At 44.4% G+C, this 11,086-nt stretch carries 8 protein-coding genes; 5 read left to right on the top strand and 3 right to left on the bottom strand.

Going from position 1 to position 11,086, the window contains the following annotated elements:
- Positions 1-2: 2 nt before the first annotated feature.
- Complete coding sequence (locus ACRD7A_RS16490) at positions 3-1,415, top strand: MltF family protein (RefSeq protein WP_430812306.1); 1,413 nt, start codon at positions 3-5, stop codon at positions 1,413-1,415.
- Here the strand turns inward: ACRD7A_RS16490 and ACRD7A_RS16485 are convergent.
- From ACRD7A_RS16485 to ACRD7A_RS16475, 3 genes are all read right to left on the bottom strand, one after another.
- A complete protein-coding gene (locus ACRD7A_RS16485) occupies positions 1,363-2,043 on the bottom strand; it encodes an NUDIX hydrolase (RefSeq protein WP_430812305.1) in 681 nt (226 codons plus the stop codon). The two genes, ACRD7A_RS16490 and ACRD7A_RS16485, sit on opposite strands and share 53 nt — an antisense overlap.
- A 384-nt stretch (positions 2,044-2,427) precedes the next feature.
- A complete protein-coding gene (locus ACRD7A_RS16480; protein ID WP_430812304.1) occupies positions 2,428-3,672 on the bottom strand; it encodes an ABC transporter permease in 1,245 nt (414 codons plus the stop codon).
- 121 nt (positions 3,673-3,793) lie between these two features.
- Positions 3,794-4,993, bottom strand: coding sequence for a pyridoxal phosphate-dependent aminotransferase (locus ACRD7A_RS16475; protein WP_430812303.1), 1,200 nt, complete (start codon positions 4,991-4,993; stop codon positions 3,794-3,796).
- Positions 4,994-5,160: 167 nt separating this feature from the next.
- Between ACRD7A_RS16475 and ACRD7A_RS16470 the strand changes: the two genes are divergently transcribed.
- The 4 genes from ACRD7A_RS16470 to pgl all read left to right on the top strand — a co-directional run bounded on the left by ACRD7A_RS16470 (position 5,161) and on the right by pgl (position 11,086).
- The gene (locus tag ACRD7A_RS16470; RefSeq protein WP_430812302.1) at positions 5,161-5,922 is read left to right on the top strand and encodes a DUF481 domain-containing protein; all 762 of its coding nucleotides are present in this window, start codon (positions 5,161-5,163) and stop codon (positions 5,920-5,922) included.
- A 177-nt stretch (positions 5,923-6,099) separates the two neighbouring features.
- Positions 6,100-8,733, top strand: a complete 2,634-nt coding sequence (locus ACRD7A_RS16465; RefSeq protein WP_430812301.1) for a DUF5686 and carboxypeptidase regulatory-like domain-containing protein — start codon at positions 6,100-6,102, stop codon at positions 8,731-8,733.
- Positions 8,734-8,821: 88 nt separating this feature from the next.
- Positions 8,822-10,351, top strand: coding sequence for a glucose-6-phosphate dehydrogenase (gene zwf, locus ACRD7A_RS16460; protein WP_430812300.1), 1,530 nt, complete (start codon positions 8,822-8,824; stop codon positions 10,349-10,351).
- Between the two features lie 27 nt (positions 10,352-10,378).
- Complete coding sequence (gene pgl / locus ACRD7A_RS16455) at positions 10,379-11,086, top strand: 6-phosphogluconolactonase (protein WP_430812299.1); 708 nt, start codon at positions 10,379-10,381, stop codon at positions 11,084-11,086.

Here is an 11,086-nt window from a genome sequence, read left to right as displayed (position 1 = left end):
TTATGCAACGATTTACTCTGCTATTAATGGTGCTTATTGGCGTTTGGGGATGTCAGCCCAAGGACAAAAAAAAGAGCGCCAAAGCACCCGTGGAAATCGCATCCATCGATTTGGATGACATTATAAAGCGCGGTAAAATACGCGTGGTAACCGATTACAACTCCACCAATTACTTTGTGTACAGAGGACGTCCATTGGGCTATCAGCTGGAACTGCTTCAGGCCTTTAGCAACACTTTAGGGCTGAAATTAGAGATTGTGGTATCGAACAATGTGGATGAGAACTTTAAAGACCTGTTGCAAGGTGAAGTAGATCTGATAGCCACCAACCTTACAATTACGCGCGACAGGAGCCATCGGGTAGCTTTCACCGAGCCCCATTGCGAAACCCGCCAGGTATTGGTGCAACAGACGCATGATAAAAATGGAAACCCTTCAACGACGCCACTCATTCGCAATCAGCTCGATTTGGCTGGAAAAACCATTTATGTGCAGGAAAATTCAGCCTATGTAACCCGATTGAAGAGTCTGGCCAATGAGATTGGAGACACCATTCATGTTGTTGAAATACCCAAGTACGAGGTAGAGCAGCTTATATCCCTGGTGGCAAGTGGTGAAATTCCGTATACGGTGTGCGACGAAAACCTGGCACGTATCAACCTCAATTTCTATAAAAATATTGATGTCGAAACAGCGGTAAGTTTCCCCCAAAAAATAGCCTGGGCAGTGCGTCCCAATGCTACCAACCTAAAAGATGTGGTGGACAACTGGCTCATCAGTTTCAAAAAAACCAATCAATATCAACGTATTTATCGCAAATATTATATTAACAGACGCACTAACTACCTCACCAATTCGCGCTTCCACTCCATTAAAAGTGGTCGTGTATCGGCCTTTGATGCCCTTATTAAGGAGGAGAGTGCCAAGCATAACTTTGATTGGCGTCTGGTGGCCGCACTCATTTATCAGGAGTCACGCTTTTTACCGGAAGTAGAAAGTTGGGCCGGCGCGGTGGGACTCATGCAGCTTATGCCACAAACAGCCGCAACATTTGGTGTAGAAGAGATCACATCGCCCCAGGATAATATACAGGGAGGCCTCAAATTCCTGATATGGCTCGATAAGCGTTTTGCCGATGAGATAACAGACCCTGAAGAGCGCCTTAAATTTGTACTCGCCTCCTACAATGTAGGTCCCGGCCACGTGGAAGATGCTATGCGCCTGGCTCGTAAAAACAATAAAAACCCGTATATATGGGACGATAATGTGGACTACTATCTGCTTAACAAATCAAAGCCCGCATTTTATAACGATCCGGTGGTAAGACATGGCTATTGTCGTGGCGAGGAACCTTATCATTACGTCAATGACATTCTGGAACGTTATACGCATTACAAGAATGTGATTGCCGATTAGCAAAGAGCGGACAAGGCTGCATAAGGGTCAGAAATTCACTGAGCATCATTGCTGTGGCACCCCACACAACGTAATCATCTACCGGATAGAAGGGAGCCTCTACCCGTGTACCGTTGATGGTACGTGTAAAATGACGCACAGTGCCCGGCGACAGCAGATAACGCACCGGGGCTTCTATAACAGCCTCCACTTCGCGCCGGTCGGGAATAAAAGAAGGCACAGTGTGAGTGACACACACCTGTGGATAAACCAAAAAGTTTGAGTTGGGTATATAAAGGGTACTTAACTGACGAACAAAACGCAGGTGATGACGATTCACCCCCACCTCTTCATAGGCTTCCCGCAGGGCCGTATCAAGCATTGAACGATCTCCCTGTTCGAATTTCCCCCCCGGGAAACTCACCTGCCCGCTATGCGCCCCATTGTACTGCGGTCGCTGAATAAGAGGAATCATCCACTCCCCTTCTTTTTTATACAGCAAAATAAGCACACTACTTTTGCGTGCCCCTGATCCATCATACTTCATATTGCCGGTAAAACGTACCGAGGGCGACATAAGCTTTTGCGCAGCTAATCCGGGAAGCGGCTGCTCCAATGCAGCTGCCAGTTGTTCAATCTCCAGCTTCATACATACATTTTTTAAAAGAAACCCGAGGAATCAATTGTTTGTTCCCTAATAATATAAGTATTTCCGACCATTTATACCAGCCAGACTCCCATAAAAAATTGAGCACTAAAAAAGCCGGGCGTTCCCGGCTATTTGTCCCATTTATTAACTTAAACCTTTTTTTAAGTATAGCTTTCCAGAACACAACGATCATGCCAATATCCATAAATCATTAACCAATAGATAACACAGAGAATTACAAGAATGGTATAAATCACAGATACAGTGAATTACCATCACATAGAAGCGACTATTAAAAAATGTATTCTTAACATTAGACAATTTTGAGAAATTTATTAGTGTACGTTTTCGAACATATGGAGTTCTTTATCGAACAATACGCATTTAGTTAAACCGAATGGCCTTAACAGGTAGTATGCGCGACACCAGATATGAAGGCCCAAGCATCATACTCATGGTCACCAGTAATACGCCGGCATTGAGCAAGAGGAGGTGCCAGAAATTAATAGCAATAGGAACTGTAGTAAGATAGTAGTTCTCTGGGTCGAGACTAATCAGTCCGGTGTATTTCTGCACTACACACAGCAGCACACCTATTACATTGCCCCACAGCAAACCCCGACCAATAATAAAACCCGATAAATAGATAAATACCTTGCGCAGCTTCCAGTCTTCAGCGCCAATAGCTTTGAGGATACCAATCATATTGGTACGTTCAAGAATAAGGATCAACAGCCCGGAAATCATGTTAAAACTGGCCACCAGCATAATCAGCACGAGAATAACATAAACGTTGGTATCCAAAAGGTTGAGCCAGCCGAAAATTTGTGGTTGCACCTGTTCGATGGTTCGATTACGAAGCATGGTACCATCGTCCTCTATGCGGGCACTGGTGAGGTAGTAAATTTCATCGTTTACCGCCTGCATCTTATCAAAATCATCCAAGCCTATTTCGTAACCCGATATCTGCTGCTCATCCCATCCATTCAAACGCTGAATATGTTGAATATCAACAAAGGCATACACCTTATCGTATTCGGGAAAATGGGAATTATAAATGCCGGTAATGGTAAACAGACGCTGCCGTATATTATTCTGCACAAAATACATTCGAATCCGATCGCCCACTCCAACATCAAGCATATTGGCCAGTGTGGCCGATAGCAATGCCTCATCCGAACGAGTTGAATCACTGAACTGTGGAAGTCGACCTTCAACCAGGATAGAGCGGATAAACGACCAGTTATAATGGGCATCAACACCCTTTAGCACCACCCCCTGAATGGCCGCTTCTGCCTTGATTATGCCCGGTTTGGTAGCAAACCGCTGAATATATTCGACTCCTTTCAGCGCACTTACCTGCTGTTCAAGCTCCTCATCGGCATGTATTGGGTTAGTATCGGGCGAGTAGTTATAATCATAGCTCATGATTTGAATATGAGAGGCAAACCCGCTTATCTTTTGGCGTATTTCGCGCTTAAAGCCAAAGCCAACAGCCAGAGACAATATCATCACCACCATACCCAGGACAATGCCCAGGGTAGCCACTTTAATCACAGGTCCGGCAAGCTTTTTTCCGGCCAATCCGCCGCTCGCTATTTTTCTTGCTACAAAAAGTTCGAAATTCAATGTGCTGAGTTTTATGCAAAGTTAGAAAAAGTGAGCACATTACCCGCTAAAAATAAAATGGGCAATAAGCAGCTTGTAACTGCCTATTACCCATTTGTAAAATATTTTATATTGTAAACACCTAACAGGTGCGCCCCGGATAAGCTTTCAGGGCAGCCTCGAGTGTTTCAAGGGCATTTGCCAGGTCTTCCTTATTCAACACATAGGCGATGCGTACCTCATCTTTACCGGCACCGGGCGTACTATAAAAACCCGAGGCTGGCGCCATCATCACCGATTGTCCTTTGTAGGAAAAATCGCTTAAAATCCACTGACAAAAAACATCAGAATCATCGATGGGCAGCTTGGCCACCGTATAAAAAGCACCTTTGGGCATAGGGGTGTAAACACCCTCTATTCTATTGAGCCCTTCCACCAGAAAATTACGACGATCGATATACTCCTGATAAACTTCCTCGAAATACTCCCGGGGAGTGTCGAGCGAGGCCTCAGCTGCAATCTGACCAAAGCCCGGAGGACTCAGACGCGCCTGCCCAAACTTAAGCGCTGTTTCCACAATGGCTTTATTTTTGGTTACCAGAGCACCAATGCGCACACCACACTCACTATAACGCTTTGAAACAGAGTCGAACATAACCACGTTATCTTCAATTCCCTTGAGATGCATGGCCGAGATATGCTTCTCTCCATCATAGCAAAACTCACGATATACCTCATCGGAAAAGAGATATAAATCATGCTTTAACACAAGCTGCTTCAGCTGATCCATCTCGTCCTGGGAATAAAGATAGCCGGTTGGATTATTGGGATTACAAATAACAATACCCTTTGTTTTAGGACCTATCAACCTTTCAAACTCTTCGATGGCGGGTAGGGCAAAACCTTCATCAATATATGAACGAATGGGTTTTACCACAAGGCCGGCAGATACAGCAAAACCATTATAGTTGGCATAGAAAGGTTCTGGTATAATTACCTCATCACCAGGGTTAAGGCAGCTTAAAAAGGCAAAGGTAATGGCTTCTGATCCACCCGCTGTTATTAATATCTCATTTTCATCAACCGGTATATCAATGCTACGATACATGCCGGCCAATTTTTTACGATAAGTTTCAATACCAGCCGAATGACTATATTCAACCACCTTCAGATCGATATTACGAATGGCATCAAGCGCCACTTCCGGTGTTTTAATATCGGGCTGGCCAATATTTAAGTGATACACCTTTGTTCCCCTGCTCTTTGCGGCTTCCGCGAAAGGTACGAGCTTGCGAATGGGCGAAGCAGGCATCTGTTGTCCTCTTGTAGAAATATTAGGCATTGTGTAGGTTTTTTTTCGATTGATAAAATTAACTACTCACAAATGTAAATTTTAAGCGGTAGAAAATTCATGATTTTATGCATTTTTAATAATCCACTTACGGGCAAGTATAGGCCATATTTTCTTATGTCAGGAGAAAACCTATTTTTGTGCAAAAATTGCTTTGTATGTACAAAAAACTACTTACGCTTTTGCTTGTTTCCTGTATCAGCACACTTGCGATGACACAAATTGTAAGCATTGACAAGCGCCGCACCAAAAATCCCAACAAGGGCTTTCAGGGGGATGTTAATGTAGGCCTTAATTTTGTGCATACTACTACTGATATGACTCAACTCATGTCGCGCCTTAAGCTGCAGTATAACGACAACGATAATACTTACTTATTTTCAACCGATGTAAGCTTTAGTAAGGTCGATGACAAACGCAACATGAACAATGGCGGCCTTATGTTTAAATATAACTATTGGGTGCCCGACAAAATTATTATTGCCGAGGCCTTTTACCAATATCAGTACAACCGGGTAAAACAACTAAAGCACCGTCACGTATTTGGCGGTGGACCACGTTTTAACATAGCCGATAAAGATAAATTCTCATTATTTATAGTAGCCTACACCATTTACCTAAATGAACTGTTTGAGACCAGTGATTACCAACGTCGCAAAAGCCTGGTTAAATTTAGCTCCATGCTCTCAACCGATTGGAAAATGGCTCCCAATGCCTCTATATCGCACAGCACCTATTACGAACCGGACTATTCCGATCCGGCTGATTTCCGCATCTGGAGCGAGACACGCTTCAATGTAAAGATTACGAAGAAGTTTGCTTTTGCGCTTTACGTGCGGCTGGACTATGATAATTTGGTACCGCCCGAGGTGGATCCCTTGTTTTACACCATCAACAATTCATTCAGCCTGAGCTTCTAAAAAAACTTCACGCCCTTCTGTAACCTTTATTGACTTCAGTTCGCCTTACAATGAAATTATTATTCATTGGGTGCTATTTTATTAATAGCGTTCGATAAAATATATAATTTAGTTAAACCTATTAACTGAACATGTATTCAGTTATTCAACTTAAACCAAACCTGTAATGCTAATCCTATGAGCAAAAGTTATCTTGTTGGGCTCCTGTTAATGCTTCCGTCCTTAATATTTGCCCAAGGCGTAAAAGGAACCGTGACAGACGAAGCCGGAAATACCATACCCTTTGCTACCATCTACCTAAAAGAAACCACTAGCGGTACAACTACCAATGAACTGGGTGAATACGAAATTCAATTGCCCGCTGGCAAGTATACGATCATCTTTCAAGGTCTGGGTTTTCAAAAAACAGAGCTAATGGTTAATATTAACAACACATACATTACCAACAACATTATTCTTAAAAAACAAGCGTACCGAATTAAAGAAGTACGGGTCTATTCCGGCGGTGAGGATCCGGCCTATCCCATTATGCGAAAAGCAATAAGCCTTGCCCCTTATTACCAACGCCAAACGGAGCAATACAGTGCGGAAGTATACCTCAAGGGCAGTTTACTGATGAAGAAAATACCCAAACTGATTGAGAAAATGATGAATGCTGAGTTAGAAGATAACGAACTCATCATTGAGGAAGGCAAAACCTACACCATGGAATCGCTAAATGAGATCGCCTTTACAGCTCCCGACTCCTACAACCACACTGTCATTTCATCGCGTTCTACCTTCCCGGATCCTGAAGAAGAACATGTGATAGCTTACATCACCTACAGCTTTTACGAACCCCATCAGGATATGGCCATTTCACCGCTGGCACCCAATGCCTTTTCGCATTACAAATATGTTTATGAAGGCTTTTTCTATGAAGGCGATGTGGCTGTCAACAAAATTAAGGTTGTGCCCAAACGCAAGAGTCAGCAAACCTACAGCGGGTATATTTACATCGTTGATAAGCTGTGGAACATTCATTCTATTGATGTAACTAACAAGGCTTTTTTCGGCACTATAAACATTAAGCAAGTATATGCACCGGTCAAAGAGCGCTCGTGGCTGCCCATCAGTCACCATTTCCATCTAAAAGCATCAATAATGGGTGTGAAGGCTGATTTTCGCTATGCCGGATCAGTCAAGTACGATGATATAAAACTCAATACGCAACTACCCGTACCATCCTCCCTTATGAAGCAATATGCAGCGGAAGAAGCCGCTGAACAACAGGCCAGGCAGCACGAAGAAATGACCCGCCAGCAAAAGAAGATGGAAGAGCTATTGGCTAAGGAAGAGTTATCGAACCGCGATATGATAAAACTCTCGCGCCTGATCGAAAAAGAATCGCGCAAAGAAGAAGCGGCTAAAGAGGAAACACTTGAAATAAAAAACACCTACAAGGTAACACACAAGAAAGATAGCATTAAGCGAGATTCGAGCTACTGGGAAAGCATGCGCCCCATCCCTCTTACCCGTGATGAATTGCGTAGCTTTGAAATAAAAGACTCTATTAAACTGGCCACAATTGAAACTGACACAATTGGGAGCGTAAAAAAAGGAAGATCTCTGTTTAGCAAAGTCTCTGGTGGCTTCCTTAGTGGACATACTTTTTATGCGAAAGACTCGGCCACCCGCATCTCCTATGATGGCTTAATAGGCCTGAGTCAGATTGATTTTAATGCCGTTGACGGCTGGAGTTATGCGCAAGGTTTAACACTGCGTCACCAAGTGGACTCATTTCGCTCCCTGAACCTTGAACCTAAGATATCGTATGCCTTTGCCCGTAAAAAGGTATTGTGGAAAGCCAAGGCACGGTATAACTTTGGTAAGAAAAGCCGTGCTAACATTGGATTATCCGGCGGTCAGCAAAGCCAAGACTTCAATGGCCAATATGGCATCGACCGTACCTTAAACATGTTCTCGTCTTTGCTTTTTAAAGATCATTATATGAAATTATATCAGAAGGATTATGCAGCCATCAATGGTTCTTTTGAACCTGTACATGGTATGCGCGTCCGTCTAAGGGCTTCCTACAGTTCATACAAGCCCCTGAAAAACCACACCAACTGGTCAATTATTAATAATGATAAAGATTATGCGCTTAACATTCCTCCCAATGATGAACTAAGACCCGAGCACTTAGTAGGTCAGGCAGATCTTTTCACTTCCGCTGAAATAAGCTACACGCCCCGGATGCGCTATCGTATTTACAAAGGACGAAAATACAACGTGGGCTCCAGGTACCCTACAATCAGGCTAAAGTATCAACGCGGCATAAATAATTTATTAGGCAGCGATGCCGACTATGAACAAATCAGTGGTGAGGTATCACAGAAAAAAGAATGGGGCATATCCAACGCCTTCAACTGGCAGGTAGGTGCCGGTTATTTCACACGAAACAGACAGATGCATTTTTCGCGTTTCAGGCATTTTAACACATCGGAGATACCGGTTAATTTTAAATCGTGGGAAAACGCTTATATGCTGCTAGACGACTATCGCCATAGCACCAACGAATGGTATGCCCAGGCTCATGCATCCTACACAACACCCTATCTGCTGCTTAAATTTTTACCTGTACTCAGCAACCGCCTGTGGACCGAAAACTTATATGCAAGTTACCTGACACAGCCTCACTATAAAAACTATGCTGAAGTGGGTTACAGTCTGAACCAAATCTTCCTGATTGGCAGCACCGGTGTATTTGCCGGTTTTGAAGACGGCCGTTATGCACGATGGGGCTTCAGAGTAGGCATCAACATCAATTAAAGCAAACAATACCAACGCAGCACTTGTTAAAATGAAGGCCTGTTTACTATCTTGCAGGTGATTTTCATTGATTATAACACCACAGAATATGCATCAAGCAAAAAATCATATACTTGTCATCTTTGGCGCTTCGGGCGACCTTACCTACCGCAAGCTGGTACCCGCCGTTTTTGATCTCTTTAACCAAGGGCTGTTACCCGAAAAATTCGCCATACTGGGACTTGGACGAACCGAACTTGGCAACCGGGCTTTTAGAAAAAAAATGAAGGAGGGCATACAACAGTTTGCACTCAATAAGCCGTCGGATGATGGAAAGCTCAATCAATATTTGGAGAAATTGCACTATTTCTCATTCGACACCAAGGAACCGGATGAATATTGCCTGCTGAAAGGAAAACTGCGCGAACTGGATGAAGCCTGTCAGACTGACAACAACATTATCTTTTACATGGCTACCCCACCCAGTATGTATGAAATAATACCGGCGCAACTGGCCAAGCAAGGGCTCACCGACGAATCACAGGGCTTCAGGCGCCTTATTGTTGAAAAACCCTTCGGCTACGACCTTGAAACTGCGCAGAAACTCAATGCAGATTTACTCAACAGCTTTCATGAGGAGCAGATTTACCGCATCGACCACTACCTGGGTAAAGAAACGGTTCAGAACCTCTTGGTCACCCGCTTCTCTAACGGTATCTTCGAACCACTCTGGAACCGCAATTACATCCACCATGTAGAAATAACCGGTGCTGAAAATATTGGCGTGGGCATGCGTGGCGGTTATTACGAAGGATCGGGTGCCCTGCGCGATATGATTCAAAATCACTTGCTGCTGCTGGTGGGATTAGTCGCCATGGAGCCCCCTACCCTTATTGACTCATACAATATCCGCAATGAAATAGCCAAAGTATTTCACTCGCTACGCCCAATAAAGGAAGAAGAAGTGAGTAAATATGCCATTCGTGGACAGTACACGGCATCACACATTAAAGGCGAAGCGGTAAAGGGATATCGCGATGAAACCGGTGTGGCACCTGATTCACGCACTGAAACTTTCGCCGCCATCAAGCTGTTTATTGACAACTGGCGCTGGGCCGATGTACCTTTTTACATCCGCAGTGGCAAGATGCTGCCTACCCGTGTTACTGAAATTGTGATACACTTTAAATCAACGCCGCATCACCTGTTTGTCAACGATGCCAATATCAGTAAGAACTACAACCAGCTGGTCATCCGCATTCAGCCCGACGAAGGCGTGTTATTGAAATTTGGTATGAAGGTGCCGGGTGCCGGCTTTAAGGTACAGAACGTAAACATGGACTTTCATTACAGCGACCTTTCTGATACTTATCTACCCAGTGCCTACGAGCGTTTGCTGCTGGACTGTATGCTGGGCGACAGCACCTTGTATCACCGTGGCGATGCCGTAGAGGCTGCCTGGCGCTTCGTAGACCCCATCCTAAAGGCTTGGAAAAAAGACGATAGCATACCGGTTCACGGCTATCCGGCCGGCACCTGGGGCCCCGATGTATCTGATAATCTAATTGAAGAAGAAGATATAACCTGGCGCTACCCCTGTAAAAACCTGGCCAATGACGGCAATTATTGTGAGTTGTAACAAGGATAGAAGTAAATTAAGGTAAAGATGATAAAGATATTTGACACCAAACAACAACTGGCCCAATATTTCGGGGAGTTCTTACTTGAAGCCACACGCCAAAAGCCCGATCTATGCATTGCACTGTCGGGCGGCAGCACGCCCAAAGCCATCTTCGATGTGCTGGCTCACCGTTATGCCAAGGCCATTGACTGGACCCGATTAAAATTCTTTTGGGGCGATGAGCGCTGCGTGGCCCCCCATCATCCGGAAAGTAATTTTGGCATGATACGCGAGCATCTCTTCGATCATGTAAAAACACGCGCAGTTAACATCTTCAGGGTCAAAGGAGAACTATCTTTGCAGGATGCCCTGGTGGACTACACCAATGCCATTGAGGAATATGTACCCACAGTAAACGGTTGGCCTCAATTTGACATTATGATGCTGGGCATGGGCGACGACGGACATACAGCCTCTATCTTTCCGCATCAGATACACTTATGGGACAGCAACAGCATTGCGGTACTGGCGCAACATCCCGTAAGCGGTCAAAACAGGGTGAGCCTGACCGGTTCCGTCATCAACAATAGTAAAAATATTTTCTTTTTGGTAACCGGTGCCAACAAGGCCGAAAAGGCAGATGAAATCATCAATCAGAGAGGCGATTACAGACACTACCCAGCCGCCTTGGTAGATTCCAACAAAACAATTTGGCTTATGGATAAAGAAGCGGCTGCGAAAATAAGGCCCTGA

Source organism: Carboxylicivirga longa (assembly GCF_050589825.1).
GTDB lineage: Bacteria > Bacteroidota > Bacteroidia > Bacteroidales > Marinilabiliaceae > Carboxylicivirga > Carboxylicivirga longa.
Note: the sequence above shows the minus strand (reverse complement) of the source record. Positions and strands in the feature narration are given on the sequence as shown.

Bases quoted from the DNA above. Each gene is read 5' to 3' on its own strand.
- ACRD7A_RS16490 (WP_430812306.1), top strand. From the start codon at position 3: ATGCAACGATTTACTCTGCTATTAATGGTGCTTATTGGCGTTTGGGGA.
- ACRD7A_RS16485 (WP_430812305.1), bottom strand. From the start codon at position 2,043: ATGAAGCTGGAGATTGAACAACTGGCAGCTGCATTGGAGCAGCCGCTT.
- ACRD7A_RS16475 (WP_430812303.1), bottom strand. From the start codon at position 4,993: ATGCCTAATATTTCTACAAGAGGACAACAGATGCCTGCTTCGCCCATT.
- ACRD7A_RS16470 (WP_430812302.1), top strand. From the start codon at position 5,161: ATGTACAAAAAACTACTTACGCTTTTGCTTGTTTCCTGTATCAGCACA.
- ACRD7A_RS16465 (WP_430812301.1), top strand. From the start codon at position 6,100: ATGAGCAAAAGTTATCTTGTTGGGCTCCTGTTAATGCTTCCGTCCTTA.
- zwf (WP_430812300.1), top strand. From the start codon at position 8,822: ATGCATCAAGCAAAAAATCATATACTTGTCATCTTTGGCGCTTCGGGC.
- pgl (WP_430812299.1), top strand. From the start codon at position 10,379: ATGATAAAGATATTTGACACCAAACAACAACTGGCCCAATATTTCGGG.